16 protein-coding genes are annotated in these 20,603 nt (G+C 59.6%); 5 read left to right on the forward strand and 11 right to left on the reverse strand.

Translation table 11 applies throughout. The annotated features are described in order from the left end of the window. Positions 1–107: 107 nt before the first annotated feature. The 5 genes from ACR0J7_RS14415 to glyA all read right to left on the reverse strand — a co-directional run bounded on the left by ACR0J7_RS14415 (position 108) and on the right by glyA (position 5,616). Positions 108–530 carry a universal stress protein gene (locus ACR0J7_RS14415; RefSeq protein WP_480539726.1) on the reverse strand — a complete coding sequence of 141 codons (423 nt, stop codon included), beginning with the start codon at positions 528–530 and terminating at the stop codon, positions 108–110. Between the two features lie 80 nt (positions 531–610). Beyond that, a complete protein-coding gene (locus ACR0J7_RS14420) occupies positions 611–1,984 on the reverse strand; it encodes an alanine/glycine:cation symporter family protein (protein ID WP_480488771.1) in 1,374 nt (457 codons plus the stop codon). A 25-nt stretch (positions 1,985–2,009) separates the two neighbouring features. Then, a complete protein-coding gene (gene lipA, locus ACR0J7_RS14425) occupies positions 2,010–2,954 on the reverse strand; it encodes a lipoyl synthase (RefSeq protein WP_480488769.1) in 945 nt (314 codons plus the stop codon). 14 nt (positions 2,955–2,968) lie between these two features. Further along, complete coding sequence (gene lpdA / locus ACR0J7_RS14430) at positions 2,969–4,351, reverse strand: dihydrolipoyl dehydrogenase (protein ID WP_480914691.1); 1,383 nt, start codon at positions 4,349–4,351, stop codon at positions 2,969–2,971. An 11-nt stretch (positions 4,352–4,362) separates the two neighbouring features. After that, complete coding sequence (gene glyA / locus ACR0J7_RS14435; RefSeq protein WP_480484282.1) at positions 4,363–5,616, reverse strand: serine hydroxymethyltransferase; 1,254 nt, start codon at positions 5,614–5,616, stop codon at positions 4,363–4,365. 146 nt (positions 5,617–5,762) lie between these two features. On the opposite strand from glyA, the gene ACR0J7_RS14440 reads away from it, so the two are divergent. Next, the gene (locus ACR0J7_RS14440; protein ID WP_480484283.1) at positions 5,763–6,365 is read left to right on the forward strand and encodes a helix-turn-helix domain-containing protein; all 603 of its coding nucleotides are present in this window, start codon (positions 5,763–5,765) and stop codon (positions 6,363–6,365) included. A 67-nt stretch (positions 6,366–6,432) separates the two neighbouring features. Here the strand turns inward: ACR0J7_RS14440 and ACR0J7_RS14445 are convergent, their stop codons facing one another. After that, on the reverse strand, positions 6,433–7,380 hold the full coding sequence (locus tag ACR0J7_RS14445; RefSeq protein ID WP_480914693.1) for a GlxA family transcriptional regulator: 948 nt from the start codon (positions 7,378–7,380) through the stop codon (positions 6,433–6,435). Positions 7,381–7,460: 80 nt separating this feature from the next. On the opposite strand from ACR0J7_RS14445, the gene ACR0J7_RS14450 reads away from it, so the two are divergent. The 4 genes from ACR0J7_RS14450 to ACR0J7_RS14465 all read left to right on the forward strand — a co-directional run bounded on the left by ACR0J7_RS14450 (position 7,461) and on the right by ACR0J7_RS14465 (position 11,968). Further along, positions 7,461–8,621, forward strand: coding sequence for an acyl-CoA dehydrogenase family protein (locus tag ACR0J7_RS14450; RefSeq protein ID WP_209507018.1), 1,161 nt, complete (start codon positions 7,461–7,463; stop codon positions 8,619–8,621). A 2-nt stretch (positions 8,622–8,623) separates the two neighbouring features. Next, positions 8,624–10,639: an acetate--CoA ligase family protein gene (locus ACR0J7_RS14455; RefSeq protein ID WP_480914695.1), complete on the forward strand. Its 2,016-nt coding sequence runs from the start codon at positions 8,624–8,626 to the stop codon at positions 10,637–10,639. Between the two features lie 3 nt (positions 10,640–10,642). After that, positions 10,643–11,422 carry a carnitinyl-CoA dehydratase gene (locus ACR0J7_RS14460; RefSeq protein ID WP_480914697.1) on the forward strand — a complete coding sequence of 260 codons (780 nt, stop codon included), beginning with the start codon at positions 10,643–10,645 and terminating at the stop codon, positions 11,420–11,422. A 75-nt stretch (positions 11,423–11,497) separates the two neighbouring features. Further along, a complete protein-coding gene (locus tag ACR0J7_RS14465; protein WP_480484288.1) occupies positions 11,498–11,968 on the forward strand; it encodes a hypothetical protein in 471 nt (156 codons plus the stop codon). On the opposite strand, the gene ACR0J7_RS14470 is transcribed toward ACR0J7_RS14465, so the two are convergent. Genes ACR0J7_RS14470 through ACR0J7_RS14490 form a run of 5 tightly spaced genes read right to left on the reverse strand, consistent with a single transcriptional unit; the run spans position 11,959 to position 20,126 of the window. Beyond that, positions 11,959–13,029, reverse strand: coding sequence for a polyprenyl synthetase family protein (locus ACR0J7_RS14470; protein ID WP_209507022.1), 1,071 nt, complete (start codon positions 13,027–13,029; stop codon positions 11,959–11,961). The two genes, ACR0J7_RS14465 and ACR0J7_RS14470, sit on opposite strands and share 10 nt — an antisense overlap. Positions 13,030–13,033: 4 nt before the next feature. Continuing rightward, positions 13,034–15,157, reverse strand: coding sequence for a hydroxysqualene dehydroxylase (locus ACR0J7_RS14475; RefSeq protein WP_480914699.1), 2,124 nt, complete (start codon positions 15,155–15,157; stop codon positions 13,034–13,036). After that, complete coding sequence (locus tag ACR0J7_RS14480) at positions 15,150–15,974, reverse strand: DUF3237 domain-containing protein (protein WP_480559924.1); 825 nt, start codon at positions 15,972–15,974, stop codon at positions 15,150–15,152. The genes ACR0J7_RS14475 and ACR0J7_RS14480 overlap by 8 nt, the downstream gene beginning before the upstream one ends. 14 nt (positions 15,975–15,988) lie before the next feature. Next, positions 15,989–16,873, reverse strand: a complete 885-nt coding sequence (locus ACR0J7_RS14485) for an encapsulin (protein WP_209507025.1) — start codon at positions 16,871–16,873, stop codon at positions 15,989–15,991. A gap of 52 nt (positions 16,874–16,925) precedes the next feature. After that, positions 16,926–20,126: an adenylate/guanylate cyclase domain-containing protein gene (locus ACR0J7_RS14490; RefSeq protein WP_480914701.1), complete on the reverse strand. Its 3,201-nt coding sequence runs from the start codon at positions 20,124–20,126 to the stop codon at positions 16,926–16,928. Positions 20,127–20,603 lie beyond the last annotated feature (477 nt).

Genomic DNA, 20,603 nt, shown 5'->3' on the forward strand with positions numbered 1-20,603 from the left:
GAACCGGCATCTCCCACCCGGCAAAATCAACCATCTTGCCGCCCAACTCAACGTGAAGCCCAAAAAGCGGCGTGCGTCTAATCTCGGTCATTGATCCAACCTTTCACTCAACGGGACTGGTCGCGAACAACCATGACGGTGCAATGCGCGTTGCGCACGACACGGGCCAGGTTCGGACCGATTTCATAATTCGGAAAATCACCCTTGGTCGAGGCCATGACGATCAGGTCAAAGCCGTCCTTGTAGGCGCGCTTGAGGATTTCACGGTAAACGCTGCCTTCTTCAATATGGACAGGCACGTCCGATGCGTTGCCATGATCCAGAATGGCCTGAACCGCATTTCGCACGTGATCTTTGGCGCCGGCGCCGTAGTTGGCGGGCAGGTTCGGCAGCTGGATGATCTCGGGGATAACGGCAACCGCATGCAGCTCAGCCCCGTAGAATTTCGCCTGTTCCAAGGCAACTGGCAGGGCATTTTTCCACGAACGGTCGTCGGTGTGATCAATGGGCAGCAGGATTTTCGTGGCCATCACGTCTCTCCTCGAGATATGGAATTCTGTTTCAAAGGCGGGGGGCCGGAATGGCCCCCCGGTTTCAAGTCAGACCAAGCTTATTCGGCAGGCGCGCCGCCCGGCTCTTCGGACTTGCCGCCCGAGGCGAAGAACTCTTTCGTCAGCTTGAAGACGATCGGGCTCAGCAGGGCCAGGGCGATCAGGTTCGGAATGGCCATCATGGCGTTCAGCGTGTCGGCCAGCAGCCAGACAAAGCCCAGATCCGCGGTTGCACCGAAGTAGATCGCGATGATCCACAGGATGCGGTAGGGAAGCAGGGATTTCACGCCCAGCAGGAATTCGACGCATTTCTCGCCATAGAAGGACCAGCCGAGGATGGTGGTAAAGGCAAAGATCGACAGAGCGATGGCGATGATCGACCCGCCGATACCCGGCAGAGTGGTCTCGAACGCCAGCGAGGTCAGCGCCGCACCGGATTCTCCCGACGTCCACGCACCTGACGAGATGATCGCCAAACCGGTGATCGAACAGACGATGATCGTGTCGATGAACGTTCCCAGCATCGCGATCAGGCCCTGGTTGACCGGGCCTTTGGTCTCGGCTGCCGCGTGCGCGATCGGAGCGGAACCCAGACCCGCTTCGTTCGAGAAAACACCGCGCGCCACACCAAAGCGGATGGCGGCCCAGACGGCTGCACCTGCGAAACCACCTTCGGCGGCTGATGGGGTGAAGGCGTAGGTGAAGACCAGCGACAGCGCATGACCGATGTTGCCGATGTTGATGATCAGGACCAGCAGTCCGGCAACGATATAGGCAATCGCCATGAACGGAACCAGTTTACCGGCGACCGCACCGATACGGGTGATACCACCCAGAATAACAGCGGCGGTCAGAACCATCAGAGCGACACCGGTGACCGAGGTGTTTACTCCGAAATTCGATTCCAGAACCTGTGCAACACCATTGGCCTGCACGCCGTTACCAATGCCAAAGGCCGCAACTGCGCCAAACAGGGCAAAGGCAACACCCAGCCACGCCCATTTCGCGCCCAGACCGTTCTTGATGTAGTACATCGGGCCGCCGACGAAGTTGCCCAGCTCGTCCTTTTCGCGGTATTTCACCGCGCAGACAGCCTCGGCATATTTGGTGGCCATGCCCACCAGGGCGGTCATCCACATCCAGAACAATGCGCCCGGACCGCCCAGGAAGACAGCAGTGGCAACACCGGCGATGTTCCCCGTACCGATGGTGGCCGACAGCGAAGTCATCAACGCGTTGAACGGGCTGATCTGCCCTTCGCCCTGACCTTCACGGCCTTTGAACAGCAGGCTGAAGCCCGTGCCAATGCGCAGGATCGGCATGAACTTCAGTCCGACCTGCAGGAAGAAGCCGACGCCAAGGATGAGAACCAGCATCAGCGGCCCCCACACGACGCCATTGATGGCCCCTACGATTGAATTTAACGCTTCCATGGATTCCCTCCCATTTGCGTTTGGTTTATGCCCCTTTGGCGATAGCCCGCTGGCGGGCCTGCCTGAGAGCTGCGAAATCTTCGTCCGCATGGAACGACGACCGGGTCAGCGGGGTTGCTGACACGTGCAAAAAGCCCTTGGACCGGGCAATCTGTTCCAGCTGGGCGAACTCTTCCGGTGTCCAGAATCGGTCAATTGGATGGTGTTTCGGGGTTGGTTGCAGATATTGGCCAACGGTCAGGAAATCGACCTGCGCTGCACGCAGATCATCCATGACCTGACGCACATCCGCGAGTGTTTCTCCCAGGCCCACCATCAGGCCGGATTTGGTGAATAGTTCCGGATTGGCGCGCTTGGCATCATCCAGCAGCCGCAGCGACGTGTAATACCGCGCGCCAGGACGGACGGTCGGATATAGGTGCGGCACGGTTTCCAGATTGTGGTTGAACACGTCCGGTGCGGCGTCAAAGACTGCCTTGGCGGCGTCGCCCTTGCCCAGAAAATCGGGGGTCAGAACTTCGACCGTGGTGCCGGGGTTTTGGTGGCGTACCGCCCGAATGGTCTGGGCAATATGCTCGGCCCCGCCATCGGCCAGATCGTCGCGATCGACCGAGGTGATGACGACATGGCGCAGGCCCAGCTTCCTGACCGCCGCTGCAACGCGACCGGGTTCGAAAGCGTCCAGCGCGTCGGGGCGGCCAGTCGATACGTTGCAGAACGAACATCCGCGTGTGCAGACCTCGCCCATAATCATCATGGTTGCGTGGCGCTTGGACCAACACTCGCCGATATTGGGGCAGGCCGCCTCTTCGCAGACCGTCGCCAGATTGTGATCCCGCATCAGGCGCCGGGTTTCGTAATAGGCGGAGCTGTCGCCTTTTTTCTTGCGTATCCACTTGGGTTTGCGCGGAATGACGCTGTCGGCTTTTTTGGCTTTTTCCGGGTGACGTGGTCTAAGCTGGATGGTCATCTGGCTGGTCCCCGCTACGCGTGAATTGCCCGGCCCATGGCGTCAAGGCAGGCTTCTTTCACAGCCTCGCCCATCGCCGGGTGGGCATGGCAGGCGGCTGCGACCTCGGCGACGGTGATGCCCTTGGCCATGGCCAGAACCAGCTCGGCAATCAGATCTCCCCCATGCGCACCGCAAATATGCGCGCCCAAGATCTTGCCTTCGGAACTGGCCAGCACCTTGACGGCCCCGTCGGTCTCGCCGGTCGAGCGCGCCCGCGAATTGGCCATGAAGGCAAACTTCCCGACCACGTATTCAATGCCCGTTTCTTGCAAGGCTTCTTCGGTCAGCCCGACCGAGGCGACCTCGGGGTCGGTGTAAACCACGCCGGGCACGGTATTGTAGTCAACATGCCCCGCTTCGCCTGCCAGCATCTCGACACAGGCAACGCCATCCTCTTCGGCTTTGTGCGCCAGCATCGGCCCTGGAACGCAGTCGCCAATTGCATAGATGCCGGGAACAGCGGTACAGAATGTGTCATCCACCTGAATAAAGCCGCGCGGGTCGCAGGCTATCCCCAGTTCTTCCAGCCCCAACCCGCGCGTTACCGGTCGGCGTCCGACGGCGATCAGAACCTTGTCGGCCTCGATCACCTCTTCCTTGTCTTTGCCAACCCGATCCAGAGCAAGCGTCAATCCGGCCGCGGTCTTGTTGACGGATTTCAATGCCCGACCAAGCTGGAACTTCAGGCCGCGCTTGGCCAGCGCCCGCTGCGCCAGTTTTGCAATCTCGCCATCTATGCCGGGCAGCACACGGTCCAGATATTCGACGACGGTGACTTTCGCGCCCAGACGCGCCCAGACCTGACCAAGTTCCAGACCGATCACACCTGCGCCGACCACCACCAGATGATCCGGCACGCTTTCCATCGCAATCGCGCCGGTCGAACTCAGGACGTCCTGCTCATCAATCTCGATCCCCGGTAGCGAGGTAGGTTCCGACCCGGTCGCGATTAGAATTTTCTTTGCCTCATAAATGTCAGCGCCAACCTTGATCTGCCCGACTGAAGGGATGCTGGCCCAACCTTCGATCAGGTCAACGCCGTTCTTCTTGAACAGGAATGCGATGCCTTTGGTCAGGTCGCCCACGATCTTGTCCTTGCGCTCCATCATTGCGCCGACATTGATGCTGGCCCCCTCGACCGCAACACCGTGGGAGGAGAGATGTGCAAGCTCGGCATATTTGGCCGAGGAGGTCAGCAACGCTTTGGAGGGGATGCACCCCACGTTCAGACAGGTGCCGCCAAGAGCGCCGCGCCCTTCGACGCAGGCAACTTTCAGTCCCAGCTGAGCCGCGCGGATCGCGGCAACATAACCGCCCGGTCCGCCTCCGATGACAATCAGATCGTAGGTGTTCATTTCGCGCACTTTCAGTAGATCGGGTGGCTTGCGCAAAGCGCGCGAACCTTTTCGCGGGTTTCTTTTTCGATGGCCGCGTCGCCTTCGGGCGACTGCGCCAACGCGTCCAGAACATCGCCGATCAGATGGCCGATCTGTTTGAACTCTTCAGGGCCAAAACCCCGGCTGCACCCGGCGGCAGTGCCCAGACGGATGCCGCTGGTGATGGTGGGCTTCTGGGGATCGCCCGGAACGCTGTTCTTGTTACAGGTGAACCCGGCACGTTCCAGCGCGGCCTCGGCATCCTTGCCGGTCACACCGATCGGGCGCAGATCGACCAGCATCAGGTGGTTTTCGGTGCCACCCGAAACGATGTCACATCCGCGCGCCATCATGACATTGGCCAAAGCCGATGCACTGTCGACAACGCGCTGCATGTATTCTTTGAACTCCGGCTTCAGCGCCTCTCCGAATGCAACCGCCTTGCCGGCGATCACATGCATCAGCGGGCCACCTTGCAAGCCCGGGAATACGGCAGAGTTGATCTTTTTCGCCAGCGCTTCGTCATTGGTCAGAATGATCCCGCCCCGCGGGCCGCGCAGTGTCTTGTGGGTGGTTGAGGTGACGATATGCGCGTGCCCAATGGGCGAAGGGTGCAGGCCAGTTGCGACCAGACCCGCGATATGCGCCATGTCCGCCAGCAACCACGCACCAACTTCATCTGCGATCTCGCGGAAACGGACAAAGTCGATCTTCTGGGAATAGGCCGATGCGCCTGCGATGATCAGCTTGGGCTTTTCCGCCCGGGCCAGCTCGGCCACCTGGTCGTAATCGATCAGGCCGGCTTGGGTCAGACCGTATTGTACCGGCCGGAACCACTTGCCGGATTGGGCAGGTTTTGCACCGTGTGTCAGGTGCCCGCCCGCATCCAGCGACATGCCCAGGATGGTGTCACCGGGGCTCAGCAACGCCAGTTTGACCGCCCCGTTCGCCTGAGCGCCGGAATGGGGTTGAACGTTGGCGTATTCACAACCGAACAGCTGTTTCAGCCTTTCGATGGCCTCGACTTCGACCTCGTCGACATATTCGCACCCGCCATAATAGCGGCGCGCAGGATAACCTTCGGCGTATTTGTTGGTCAGGACCGAGCCCTGAGCCTCGATCACAGCTTTCGAGACGATGTTCTCGGACGCGATCAATTCAATCTGTTCCGCCTGACGTATTCCTTCGCGCGCGATCGACGCGGCGATTACCGGGTCAGCCTCATTCAGCGACGTTTTGAACATTATCCCCTCCTTCGGTTCCGAATCCTCAGTACGAAACTTTGTTTCCAATAGTGGAAAATGATCCAATAGAGCAACATAAATCTCTTATTCAAGAAGTTGCGTATGTATGGGAAAACCTGTAGCCTTTGAAAAACAGGGGGAAATCCATGGTCGATGAAAGCCAAAACGATGTTTCCGGGCTGGAAGAACCGGACGAAGGCGAGGCTTTGGGCCGCTCCATTCGCGATGCGCGGCGATCAAAAGGCTGGACTTTGGAAGAGGCTGGCCGTGCTGCGGGTATTGGTCGGTCCACTCTGTCTAAGATCGAAAACAACCAGACACGGCCCAGTTTTGAAATCGTGCGGCGCTTGACACAGGCGCTCGACATGAGCACGCCACAGCTGTTCCTGCAATCGGGTCAGTCGGGCATCTCGGGTCGCCGCGATTTCACCCCAAAAGGTGAAGGGGAATTCAAGACCACGCCCACCTATCATCACGAACTGCTGTGTTCCGAACTGACCAGCAAACGGATGCTGCCCTATATCGCAACGATCAAGGCGCGGGATGTATCCGAGTTCGACACTTGGATTCGGCACTCTGGCGAAGAATTCATGTATGTACTCAGCGGCGAGCTGATTTTCCTTTCCGAACATTACCGACCCCTGCCCATGAAGGCGGGGGATTCACTGTATTACGACAGTGGAATGGGCCATGGCTGTATCTCGACCAGCGACGAAGACGCCAGGATTCTGTGGGTTTCGCTGGAGTGATATCAGAAAACCGCATGCTTTATTGCAGGTTGTGAAAAGCAACAAACGGCTTCCCGCCAGTCCGGGCTCATCGCCCCGACAGGTTTCCATTCCGAAATGCGGTCGGCGTTTGACCGAATTCGGCCTTGAACGCGCGGGTCATGGCGCTGGCGTTTTCATATCCACAGCGCCCCGCGATTTCGGCGATGGATTGTTCCGTATCCTCGGCCAGATTGCGCGCGCGGTTCAGGCGCAGACGCCGGTACAGCGCTTGCGGAGTTGTTTTCAATTCCGCCTGAACACGCGTTTCAAGCCGTTTTTGCGAACACCCGATTTTCCGGGCCACACTCCGGACTGACAGCGGTGCTTCAAGATGCGCCTGCATGACGGTCAGCGCACGATTGACCAGCGTGTCCTCGGATTTCAGGGGCAGGTCATAATGGCCACGCCCGTTCCGACTCATGAACAGGTGCTCGACCTCCATCGCCAGCAGCGGGCCGTGATCCCGGCGGATAAGGGTCAGGGCCAGATCGAAGGCTGCCATGGCCCCGGAACAGGTCAGACGGTTGCCATCGATGACAAACCGTTCCCGCACGGCCTCTACCGCCGGAAACCTTTCTTCGAACCGCGAAAATTCGTCCCAATGAATGGTTGCCCTGTGGTCATCCAGCAATCCGGCGCTGGCAAGCAGCCAGCTTCCCGTATCCAGCCCGGCCAGGTGCTTGTGTTTCTTGGCCGCAGCCAGCACGGCACGCATGGTCGACCGCGTATCCAGCTTCAGGTATCCATATGACGGCATGACAACAAGAAAATCCCCCTGTTGATCGCCGATGGCCCCGTTCGGGGTGACGACAAGGCCGCTGGAGCTTTGAACAGGGTTGCCGTCAAGCGAACAGAAGCGCCACGTATATAACGCCTGCCGCGACAGGGTGTTTGCCGCCCGCAACGGTTCGACCATGTTCGCAAGGCAATGGTTCGAGAACCCGTTGAACAGCAGGACATTGTACTGCTGCGTTAATATTTTCGAATTTGGCATGAAACTGATCTATCTCTGCATGCCGCGACCATGAGCGATGGCGTTTGGTTGGTCAACCACCGATCCAGGGAACACGCGCCATGCAGTTTGGTCTGACAGAAGAACAGGACATGATCGTCTCGACGGTCCGCAGCTTTGTAGAAAAAGAAATCTACCCGCATGAAGACGCGGTCGAACGCAGCGGAACGGTCCCGCCGGAGCTTGGCAACGAGATCAAGCAGAAATGTATCGATCTGGGGTTCTATGCCTGCAACTTCCCCGAAGAAGTGGGCGGCGCGGGCCTGTCGCATCTGGATTTTACACTGGTCGAGCGTGAACTGGGCCGTGGGTCGATGGCGCTGACGCATTTCTTTGGCCGCCCGCAAAACATCCTCATGGCCTGCAACGACGAACAGCGCGAACGCTATCTGCTGCCCGCAGTGCGCGGGGAAAAGATGGACGCGCTGGCGATGACCGAACCGGATGCCGGATCGGACGTGCGCGGCATGAAATGTCAGGCGGTGCGCGACGGTGGCGACTGGGTCGTCAACGGATCAAAACACTTCATCTCGGGCGCGGAACACGCGGATTTCTTCATTGTCTTCGTTGCCACCGGCGTGGATGAGACCCCTAAAGGCCCCAAAAAACGCATCACCACCTTCCTGGTGGATCGCGGCACACCGGGCTTTGAAGTACGCGACGGCTACAGATCCGTCAGCCACAGGGGCTATAAAAACTGTATCCTGTATTTCGACAATTGCCGCCTGTCCGATGCGCAGGTTCTGGGCGAGGTCGATGGCGGTTTTGCGGTGATGAACGAATGGCTTTACGCGACCCGTCTGACGGTTGCGGCCTTCTCGGTCGGGCGCGCGCGGCGCTGCTTTGATTATGCGCTGAACTACGCCGCCGAGCGCAAGCAATTCGGCCAGCCCATCGGCAAGTTTCAGGGTGTCGGCTTTCAGATTGCCGACATGATCACCGAGATTGACGCCGCCGATTGGCTGACCCTTGCCGCCGCTTGGCGTCTGGATCAGAACCTGCCCGCAAACCGCGAGATCGCCTCGGCCAAGCTCTATGCCTCCGAGGCATTGGCGCGGGTCACCGACACGACGCTGCAAATCTTCGGCGGCATGGGCCTGATGGATGATTTCCCGATTGAACGGTTTTGGCGCGACGCCCGGGTCGAACGGATCTGGGACGGCACCAGCGAGATTCAGCGCCACATCATCAGCCGCGATCTTCTGCGTCCGCTGGGCGCCTGACCATGACCAAAGACCTGACCCGGCTGCTGCGCCCGAAAAGCATCGCTGTCATTGGCGGCGGTGCATGGTGCCAACAGGTTATCCTGCAATCCGAACGCATGGGATATGCTGGTCAGATCTGGCCGGTCCATCCCAAGGCTTCGGACATTGCGGGCCACAAGGTTTATGGCCATATCGAAGACCTGCCCAATGCACCTGACGCGGTTTTTATCGGCATCAACCGCCATGCCACGATTGAAGCGGTTCAAGTCCTGTCCAGCATGGGTGCGGGTGGCGCCGTCTGCTTCGCCTCGGGCTTTTCCGAGGCTGTGGCCGAGGACGACACCGGCGGGGATTTGCAGGATCAACTGATCGCCGCGGCCGGAGACATGCCCATTCTGGGCCCGAATTGCTATGGCTTCATCAACGCGCTGGACGGGGCATTGCTGTGGCCGGATCAGCACGGGGTTGTGCCAGTTGACAAGGGCGTGGCGATCCTGACGCAAAGCTCGAACATCTCGATCAACCTGACCATGCAGAAACGCGGGTTGCCGATTGCCTATATGGTGACCTGCGGGAACATGGCTCAGACCAGTCAGGCGCAGATCGCCTCGGCCCTGATCGATGACCCGCGCGTGACTGCCGTGGGCCTGCATATCGAAGGCTTCAATAACATCCGCGAGTGGGAAGCGCTGGCCGCCAAAGCCCATGCAAAAAGCATCCCGCTGGTTGCCCTCAAGGTCGGCGCATCGGAACAGGCGCAAGCGGCAACCGTTTCCCATACCGCATCTCTGGCGGGCAGCGATGCCGGGGCGCAGGCGCTGCTTGACCGGCTTGGCATTCCACGCCTTCCCGCACTGCCCGACTTCCTTGAAACGCTCAAACTGTTGCACTGCTACGGGCCGCTGCCGGGGGGCAACATTTCCTCGATCAGCTGTTCGGGGGGCGAGGCGAGCCTGATTGCCGATATGGCCGTCGGCACGGGGTTGCAATTTCCACGGCTGAGCGGTGAAAAGCTGACCCGCCTGCGCGGCGCACTCGGGCCAATGGTCGCGCTGAACAACCCGCTGGATTATCACACCTATATCTGGCGTGACGAGCTGGCGATGACGCGGGCCTGGTCGGGCATGACGGGCGACGATATCGACATGACATTCTCGATCGTCGACTACCCGACCACCGACTCCACCGATTGGGCCTGCGCAACGCAGGCAGCGTTGAACGTACGGGCAGAAACCGGCGCCCGGTTCGCGATTGTCGCCACCTTGCCGGAACTTTTACCGGAAGACATCGCACAACAGTTGATGGCCGGGGGTGTTGTCCCCTTCATGGGCCTGCGCGAGGCGCTGTCTGCGACCCGCGCCGCAGGGCAGGTCAAGGCCCCATCCGCTGCGCCCGTTTTGCAACCGGGTACAATGGAACCAACCCAAACCCTGACCGAAGGCGCTTCGAAGGCGGCGCTGGCGGAATGCGGCCTGCGTATCCCGCAGAACCGGACGGTGCGGGGCGCGGAAGCTGCCCGTGCCGCAGCGGGCCAGATGGAAGGCCCCTTTGCCGTCAAAGGTGTCGGGCTTGCGCATAAATCCGAACACAGCGCCGTTCGGCTGGGCATCCAGGCCCAGGACGTCGCGGCTGTCGCGGCAGATATCGGCACCGAAGACATCCTGATCGAAGAGATGGTCGCCGGACCCGTTGCCGAGCTTCTGATTGGCGTGGTGCGTGATCCCGCCCATGGGTTTGTTCTGACCTTTGGGGCAGGGGGCGTGCTGACCGAACTGCTGCGCGACACGGTATCCTTGCTGGTGCCCAGCCCGCCCGGAGACATCCGCTCCGCCCTCGGTCAATTGAAGATCGCCCCACTGCTGGCGGGCTATCGCGGCCAACCGGCGGCTGATATGGATGCGATTGTTGCCGCGGTCGAGGCCGTTCAGACCTATGTCATGCAAAATGCCGACACGCTTGGCGAGGTCGAGATTAACCCGCTCCTGTGCACGCCGGACAAGGCCGTTGCCGTGGACGCCCTGATAAGAAAGGCCTGAGATATGGACCCGATCAAAACCCGCCGCGATGGTTCGATCCTTGAGGTTACGCTGGACCGCCCCAAGGCAAACGCGATTGATCTGATCACCAGCCGCAGAATGGGCGAGGTCTTTGCCGAATTCCGCGACGACCCGGACCTGCGCGTGGCCATCCTGACCGGCGCTGGCGAAAAGTTCTTTTGCCCTGGCTGGGATCTGAAAGCCGCCGCCGACGGCGACGCGGTGGACGGAGATTACGGCGTCGGCGGGTTCGGAGGCCTGCAAGAGCTGCGCGACCTGAACAAGCCCGTGATTGCGGCCGTCAACGGTATCGCCTGCGGCGGCGGGCTAGAGTTGGCCTTGTCCACTGACATGATCCTTGCAGCTGACCACGCCACTTTTGCTTTGCCGGAAATCCGCTCGGGCACCGTTGCGGATGCCGCCAGCGTCAAACTGCCCAAGCGCATTCCCTATCACATCGCGATGGAGCTGCTTCTGACAGGCCGCTGGTTTGATGTCGAAGAAGCCAACCGCTGGGGTCTGGTGAACGAGATCGTCGCCGCTGATCAGCTGATGGACCGCGCGTGGGACCTCGCCCGCCTGCTGGCGTCAGGGCCGCCGCTGGTCTACGCGGCCATCAAGGAAATCGTGCGCGATGCCGAAGACGCCAAGTTTCAGGACGCCATGAACCGCATCACCAAACGGCAACTGCGCAGCGTGGATGTCCTCTATTCCAGCGAGGACCAGCTTGAAGGCGCGCGTGCATTTGCTGAAAAACGCGATCCGGTCTGGAAAGGCAAATAATAACGCGGTGTGTTTGTGGCGCGGATCCGGTAAATTTCCCATTTACTGATCCGCGCCACAGGTGCACAGTTAGGCATGCCTTATTTCGAACGAAAACCATACGTTAGCACGCCACTTCCGGTCAGCCCGATCGCGCCACAGCCGGATGCGCAACCGATCTCGGACATTGCCCGCCGCGTGCTTGGGGCTGAACGGGGCGCGCAACAGCCGCTTGAAGGGCCATTTGCGTGCCGCAAAACCTGCCACCCCGGCGGCACCGCGACCATATTGCTGTCCTTTGACGCACCAAACGATGGCGGGCCCGTCGCACTACAGTTCGAACCGGGCGACCTGATCAACCGGAACGGCGACACTCTTCCGGCAAACCGGGTCAATGTTGTCCCCCCGCAAATCCAGCTAAACCCCGGCGAGTCAACAGATGTTGCCGTCATTGTAACCGTGCCGGACCTCGCCGATCCCGGCGAATATCACGGTCGGATTGCCTGCACAGGCACAGTGCAAACCTCGATCGTCGTGATGTATGAGGTGGCGGGCGCTCAAACCTGACGGGTTACGAGATAGTCCATGAAATGACCCAGAAACGCGCGCGGCACCTCTTCGGTGGCTGCAAAAACCTGCGCAAACTCCTGACGGGCCGAGGCCAGCAAGTCATTGGCCGCGTCCTGTGCATATCTGATGCAGCCATAGTGATCCATGCGATCCAGAACCCAGCTGACATCCTGCGTCGAACGGTTGTCACGCGGGTTTGACAGCATCTCCGACAGGCGCGCTTTTTCGGGCTCATCCGCCTGCAAGCTAAGCCGCCCCAGCATCAGCGTGCGTTTGCCTTCGTAAATGTCCCCGCCGATCTCTTTGCCATATTTGTCCTGCGAGCCCACGAGGTTCAGAACATCATCCTGTATCTGAAACGCGGCCCCCAGAAAAAACCCAAACGCGTTGAAATCGTCCAGATTAAGCGCGCCTGACGCCACATCATGTGGCCGGGCAATCAGCGCCCCGATGCGCATGGGGTGAATGAAACTGTACCAGCAGGTCTTCTTCAGACACATCGTCAGATAATCCGATGCATCCACGTTCAGCCGGTTGTCCCGTATCCAGCCAAGCTCCAGCGCCTGACCTTCAATGGACTGCTGCAAAAGGTGATCGAACTCGTCCACCACGCGTATACCCGTTTCAGGGCCCAGCGGCCCAAGGTTCTGGCGCAACAGGCGCAGGGCCAGCGATTGCATCCCGTCGCCGGTATTGATCGCCAGAGGAACCCCAAGCCGCTTGTGCATACATTCGCGCCCGCGCCTGAAATCGCTTTGATCCTCGATATCGTCATGGATCAGAAATGCGTTGTGCAGCAGTTCAAGAACGGCGGCAGACACCCGTGCGTTTTCGCTGTCACCGCCGAAAGCCTCGCATGTGGCCAGCAACAGCGCGGGCCGCAACCCCTTGCCCGAGGTTTCGATGTAATCCCGCATCGGCCCGTACAGATAAGCCTGCGGCTCGCCCGTCGGCAGCAGTTGCAAAAGCGTCTCACGGGCCCGATCCCCGTATGAGGTCAGCGTTTTCAGAAAATCCTGCTGTGCCGCAGGATCCAGATGTGCTGTGCCAGTGGCCACAGGGTCATCCCTTCTGGGTGATGATCACACGGGTTTTGGTCTCGTTCCTGCCCGTCTCGGCTAGGTTGGTTCCGGTTGCGGACAAAGGTGAATCCGTCAGCGGCAAGGCTTTGGACAACACCCCCGACTGGCCGCTGTCCCGTCCCAGATCAAAGGCAACATCCTCTGCAATCTCCTCTCCCGGGATCGGAAGATCAGCGGTCGGCTCGTAGGCCGCCATCAGGTCAAACAGCTCTTTCGGAGGGCAGATCATGCGCAACGCGTCCGCAATAGCAGGGTCTTCGGTAATCCCGCCGGGTTTTGAATACTCAGCCGCCGGTTCCCCGATGACGGCCAGCGGCCCTTCACCGCCACGCTCAACACCCACGGAATCCTGTCCCATCCTCAGCGCGGCTTCGACTGCAACCGCAAACCGGTTGTCCCAGGGCAGGCCGGCCTGATAGCGGGCAAAATCATAGGCGCGCAGCGGTTTCAGGATATCCGGCTCGTGCAGGTCCCAGATTTGGCAGGGCTCTGCTTTTGATCCGCCGCGTTGCAGGATGGCATTGACCGCCCGACGTGCCGCTTCGTTTGCTCCTTCCATGGTGGCAAGGTCGGTGTAGGTGCGTACATAATCCGACGCCAGCATGAAGTTCGGGATCAACGTGGCCGCCTCAGGGCGCAACCGCCAGCTGTTGATGCGGTTGACCAACAGCGGCTCCACATTGGTTTGGCGCTTGGGGTCGTTGGGATCCTGCACAATATCCGGATCAAGGAACCAGTAATGCATATCCTCGTCGCGCAGGACGGTCTGGCCATCCACGTTGACGCTCCGCTTGAGTTGTTCCCAAACCTCTTGCGCAATCTCCTCACGGCTGCAATCACGCGCGGTTTTTCCATTCAGGCCCGGCTTGTCCCATTCCGAGATATCTATTGAAAGCAAACCCTTGGTCTTGCCTTCTGCCCAGTTTTCAAAGTTGATGGCCGACCAGAACTGTTTTTGTGAAACCGCGGTCAGGGCCCAGGGGCTGTCAATGAAAATGACATGGCCGTGCGTCAGTTCAACATCCTTGGTCAGATAGAACTGAATTCCGTTCATCCATTGCACGTCATCGGCCAGCAGGGGCAGCTTGGCCAGAGACGGGTCGATTGCCGTCATCGCAGGGGTGATCAGCGGAGCGATCCGTTCGATCGGCATCGCACTGATGAACCAGTCCCCGGTGACCTGCTTTTCTTCGCCATCCTGTTCAACCGTCGCGCTGACGATGCGGCCATCCTCGCAGTCGATGCCCGTGACCTTTGAGTTGAACTTGTACACGACCCCCTTGCTTTTGAGGTAATCCAGCCACGGCTGTATCCAGACAAGGTTGGTGGGACCGTTCAACAGCCGGTTGCCATGCGGCTCGGGCGTCGCGATACCCAGCTGAAGTTGAACCGCAATGTCGCCCACCGTCTTTGTACTGGCAGTTGTCGCCTTCGCGGCCACCAGCGAACGGGTCAGGCCAATCGCCAAAAACTTCTGATACGCTTCCGAGCGTTTTTCGGCACCGATGAAATCCCACCACCCGATGCGTTCATATTCATCGAACCGGCGCTCCTTGCAGGATGTCGCGATGCGCCACATGCAGGCGATGAAATGTTCGACATCCTCATAGGCAATCTGGTCCCGTGGCGAGAGCGTGAATGCAACCGTCTTGAGCACGTCGGCCACGTCTTTCAGCGTGCGGGGAAACCGTTCGGGAACGATGATGCCAGGGTCATCGAACTGGCTGACCAGAACCTGAGTGGTGGACACCAGATTATCGTAACAGGTGCCTTTGCCATAATAGGGCGTGCGTGCCATCGTATCGGTGATATGGCGGTAGAAATTCGGAAAGAACCGGAACCCGTGCTCGCCGGGCAGCCAGGGGCGTTTCACACCGGGGGGATAACTGGCACCGTCCATCTCGGCCCATTTTTCAAGCGCCTTGATGTGTTTCGCCTTGGACCCGTGATCGCCTTCGCCCTTCATCACGGGGATGCTGCGTGCCTTACCGCCGGGGATCAGCTGGCGCTCGTGAATCTCGACCTCGTACCCGCGCTCGATCAGCTCATGCGCGGCGCTCATTCCGGCCACGCCACCGCCCAGTATGACAACCTTTTCAGCCATCGGATGTTCCTTTCGCGGAATAGACGTCAAAGCGCAGGGTGATATCGGACAGGCTGGCTTCGCCGATGCCGAACCCCTGCAACCTGTTCATCCAGGCATAATTCGGGTTTGACGTCAGGTATCGCGGTGCCAGCCGGACCGGGGCCGAGGCGGGCAGAGTGCCCTTCGCCAGCCCGGCAAACCCATCCGGGCCAAAGTCACACACGCCGGTATCTTCAAACAGGATCGGCGCACCCCCTTCAACGGGTTGAATAAGCGCTCGGGCGTGCAAAAGCCCAACTCCGTCGGATCGCACGCGCATCCAGTCGCCCCCCAGCGGATCGATCGTCCCCTTCAGATGAGGTCCTTCAACCGTTCCGCCCTCTTTGATCCCGAAATGCAGCCAGATGCCGTCCGGTGTTTCACCTGACGGATAGAACTCGTCGGTGAACGGCACCACAAACCTGCCAACGTGTTCAAGCGCGGGCATTTGCGTGACAGGCTTTGCCGGGCTTGGCGGCGCAGGCTCGGGGGCCTTTCCGGGGCCGGGATCATATTCGCGACCACCGGTCGTCAGCACCGGTCGCCAGGTCAATGTCTTTTCCTGGGTCACAGATGGCAGCATGGCTGCAAACTGCTGAAACCCCGTCATCGGGTCGCATTGCAAGGGCCAGCCGCGAATGGCGCGTTCGGGGCCGCCATCTTCGGAAAAGATCACACGCACCACGTCATGCGAAGACACGGCGGGTCCGGCTTCGATCAGCACCCGATTTAACCCATTTACGTTGATCAATTCGGACCAACGCAATGTCACACCCCGGTCTGTGAATTCTCGCATGACCAGTTCTCCGGTCAGCACGTGATGGTGCAGATCGCCTGTGCTTCCTTGATCCTCAGGTGGAACTTCTGCTGCACGCGGAAGATGTGCTCACCGTCAGACGAGGTTTGCAGATACTTCACCGCGATATCCGAAGGCACGACAATCTCGACCGGCGCACCTTGCAGCGATACAAGTGCTGCCTTGTTTGCGGGCAGGGTGCCCGATCGCAGCAGCGGGCCGTCAAGGAACGGAAGAATACTGTCACGCGGCAGCACCATCGAGTTTTCGATCGGCGTGGTCACGGCCTGAAACAGCCCATTGCCCATCACGCAGGCAAAAGGCCCAAGGTATCCATGCGCTTCCAGCTTGTTGATGCCCGCGACCACGGCCTCGAAAACCTCGGGGCCGGAACAGGGTTTTTTCTTCCCGTTGATCGATATGGATTGACCTTCGCCAGCCTCCAGCAGCCCCGGGTATTTGCCGCCACCGCTGACGGTATAGATCGGCGGTAGATCCGCAGGTGCGCCACCGGCATGTTTGGGCGCTTCGCTGCTGCCTGGCTGGCCGTTGAAAACGATGTCATCCTCGACCTTGGCCACGACGGCGGCGGCCCGGCGGAACATGATCATGGCCGCGGCCAGTTCCGGATCAGCCACCTGCGCGCCTTTCAGGTAGACGTTGACGGAAACCGTCGTCAGCCGCAGGGTGTCATAATCATTCACTTCCAGACGCTTGGCCGCGCCTGATGCGTTGTCGACCAGACCCAGCTTGTTCAGGGGAACAGATTGCGTGTCCGCCGGCAGCGGCCCATAAAGCGGCAGAAAACTCGCAGCCACCCGCGCACGCAGCGCTTCATCATGGACGGCCTTGTTAACGGCATTCCACTGTTCGGTGTTCCAATCCAATGCGTCGGTCATTGTAAATCCCTCTTGGTGATGCTGCCCTGTTTGGCCGGGCAGTCCGTCTCGTTCATTCGGCTTTCGTCAAACTGTCCAGAAGTGCCTCGGCGCGTTGTTCCTGAACAACGGCACCACATTCGCGGGCAAGCGCCAATGCCAGTTCACCCTCGGCAATCGCGCTATCCCGATCACCCTTGGCAGCAAAGGCTTTGGCCCGCACGCGGTGATATTCCGGTTTGTTCAGCGTTTCTCCTCGTTCCCAACCGGGGGTACACACGGTTTCAAGCCGGTCCAGGGCCTGATCAATATCCCCGTGATCGATCATCAACTCAGACAGAACAATCTGATTCTGCGGAAAAGTAAAGTTTCCACCAGACTTTGAGATCAGGTTCATGCAGGCCTCGATATGGGCCGGGACGCCCTCGATGTCACCTTTTCCCGCCTGCGCAAGACCCATGTAGATATCCTGCATGGCGTGAAGATACAGGAACCCTTCCTCATCGGCGATCTTGCGCGCTTCTTTCATAGTGACGTCCAGCCGGTCCCATTCGCCCGCGTAGGGCAGGAACATGCTGCACGCGCCCATGACATAGACAAGATTGGGTGCGTGGTTCAGTGCCCGGCTGACGTCGATGGCTTTCAGACGTGCGGCCTCCGCCTCATCAAACTTGCCCTGCTGCCACAGAAGGCACCCCTGAATGGCCAGCAAAGACGCCGTGGTCGAGGACTGGGTCATCGGCATCATGGCCATGTCCAGCTCAGGCGTGATCAGCGCAAAGGCACGGTCAAGCTGCTGCTCGCAATCCGCGAACTCCCCGCGGAAGTAATGCGTGAAACTCAGCGCGCGGGCTGCCAGCACGTTGGTGACAGGATCGCCACTCATACCGGCCATCGCGTCCAGAGCCTGTCCCATCTCCATTGCCCGGTTCATCTGGCCTGCCACAAAGAAATTGGTCCAGCGGCAGAAGGTGGCCGCGAAAAGGGTTTCGCCATCGCCCAATGCATGGGCAAGCTCCATCGCGCGGGCGGCTGTCTCTCCGACCTGATCGGAGGACCATCCATAGATCGCCATGTAAGCCGGAAGGATATTCATCTGCACCCGAAGCTCGAACCCGTCACGCTCGGCATTGGCGGGCATCGTTCCGATATTGCGCAGTGCCGCGCGAAATGCCGAGATTGCAGGCAGGTTCGCCAACCGCGTCAGGGCTTGTTCGCCTGCCGTAAACCAGTTGGACACCGCCTCATCCTTCAACCCGCCATGGTCGCAGTGATGCGCCACGGTATCGGGGGCAGGGTTTCCGAATGCGTTATGTCCGGCCAGCAAGGCCCGTGCGATTTTAAGATGAACCTTCTGCCGGTCTTCGCGCAGCAGCGAGTTATAGGCCGTATCCTGAACCAGCGCGTGGTTGAACGTGTAGGTGGCCGTTCCGGCTTCGCCCGTGATCAGCACAACGCCAGCCGCCATCAGCTGCATCAGCGCGCTTTCCACATCCATGTCTTCCTGCGCCACCGCCTGGATCATCGCCGAGGTGAAACTGCGCCCGATAACAGACCCAAGCTGCGCAATGGGCTTGGCGTTTTCCATCCGGTCAAGACGCGACATCAACGAATCCTGAAGGGTTGCGGGGATACTCAGGGCATCCAGAACCTCGGCGTTGATCGGCGCATCTTGCGGCAGCTGGTCCAGAACCGCCTTGGTCATCTCTTCGATGTAAAGCGGCACGCCATCGGCCTTCTCGACAATCTGCCTGATCAGGATGACCGGCAAACTGTATGGCTCGGCCACGCGCCGGACCAGTTCCGAGGCTTCACTGCTGGCCAAAGGCGTCAGATCGATGCGCGCCGCGCGGCCCTCGTAATGCTCAGGCGGCTCGTATTCAGGGCGATGCGACAGGACCACCAGTATCGGGAACCCGTCCAGACCTGATGCCAGCGCCTCCAGCACGTCCAGCGTGGTTGCGTCAGCCCAGTGCACGTCTTCCACCACCAGCAACAAGGTGCCGCGCCTGTCACACAGGCTGCCAAGGCTGCGCAACAACACGTCCAGCGATTTGCGGGCCTTCTTCAGGGGATCGGGATCCGGCGCTGCGCCCGTTTCGACCCCGGCCATATCCAGAAGAACAGGCAAATCCGCGTCGCTCAGACGAGAGGCGGCCTGAACAAAATCGGAAATCGCGCCCCGGATGCCGTCATTGGACTTGTCGCCTGAAACGCGCCTCAACTCTCCCACGATCGGGTGAAGCGGAAGGCTGGCCAGATGCGGAATGCACTGCAAGGTAAAGGGTTTGACGCCAATTGTTTCAGACAAGGACTTGATCAGCCGCGATTTGCCAATGCCTGCGGCGCCACCGACAAACGCAAACTTGCCGGACCCCGCCTGTGCGTCTTTCCAAAGCTGGGTCAGGACCGAAAGATCGTCGCCACGGGCGACAAGATCAACGGCTGACTGTCCGACACGCGCATCGAACCGGCTGGTCGCGACGCTTTCGGAAATTGCGCGATAGACGGTGCGCTGATTGTCAAACCCTTTCAGGTTCTGGCTGCCACGGGGCTCGAACTCGAATGCGCCCTGTGTCAATCGCCACGTCTCTGCGGAAACGATCACCTCGCCCGGCTCGGCCAGACCCTGCAGGCGGGATGCAAGGTTCGCGGTTTCACCGACCAGAAAGTCCTGCGACCCAAGACTTGTTGACGAGACCACCCCCACAACGACCATACCGGTGGCAATTCCCGCCCGCAGATCCAGTTTTTCGCCAAACCTGTTTTCAAGGTTTTGTACGGCTTCGATGGTTTCCAGCACGGCGCGAACGGCGCGTTCGGCATCGTCCTCCATGGCTTTGGGATATCCGAAATAGACCATGATCCCGTCGCCCTGCCTGTAGGCCAGATGACAGCCATGCTGTTTCAGGGTGCCGATCGCCGTATCCAGATACAGATTCATGATCTGCATCAGGTCTTCCGGGTCATACCGCTGGGCCAGCTGCGTCGACCCCACGAGATCGCAGAAAACCAGCGTAAGCTGCCGCCGCTCGGCTTCGGACCTAAGCTCCTGCCGGGTCGATGCCTCCTCAGATTTCAGACGGGCCTGCGCCTTGCGAAACCGCTTTCTTTCGCCAACCGTCAGCCCCAGATCGCGCAGTTCGGGATCTGTCAACTCGTCCAGAATATCATCATCCACGCCTTCCTGCCGAAACAGGGTGGCATGGTTTTCCAGATCAGCCAGTCGAAGAACTTTTGAGATACGCGGCGATGCCTCAAGGACCCCCGTCATCGTTCTGCGCCCCCGCCCATTTTCCTTCCCCCCTTACTCCCCTCAAAACATATTGTATTTGTATAAGCAAAAATAGAGAGGAATTTACGTTCAATCCACATGACGCAGGGACACCATTGTTAACTTGTTATCTGCTGTGGCAGATGTAGCGTTGAAATTCCACTCCACTTTGAGTTTTTCGTGTCGAATCATTGGCTTTCAGTTTCATATTGATTTTTCACGCGCAAAACTGAACCCGGCATGCTGCCTTGCCGCGCGTAATGGGGAAGGGTGTTTTCCCATAGGCGCTAGGGCCTCGTGCGCTTTTATCGAAGTTGTGGAAATGCGAAAATCAGACCCTGCCGATTTTCGACACTGCCGCGCGCCTTAAGCGCTTCCCCTACGTCAATGGACGTGTCGCGCGCGGTACAAGCACCCGCTTTGGCGCTGGAAACGTGACCCGGCAGGATACCGGTTCCACCAATGGGCAGAACCGGT

The organism is Ruegeria sp. O4 (genome assembly GCF_056535125.1).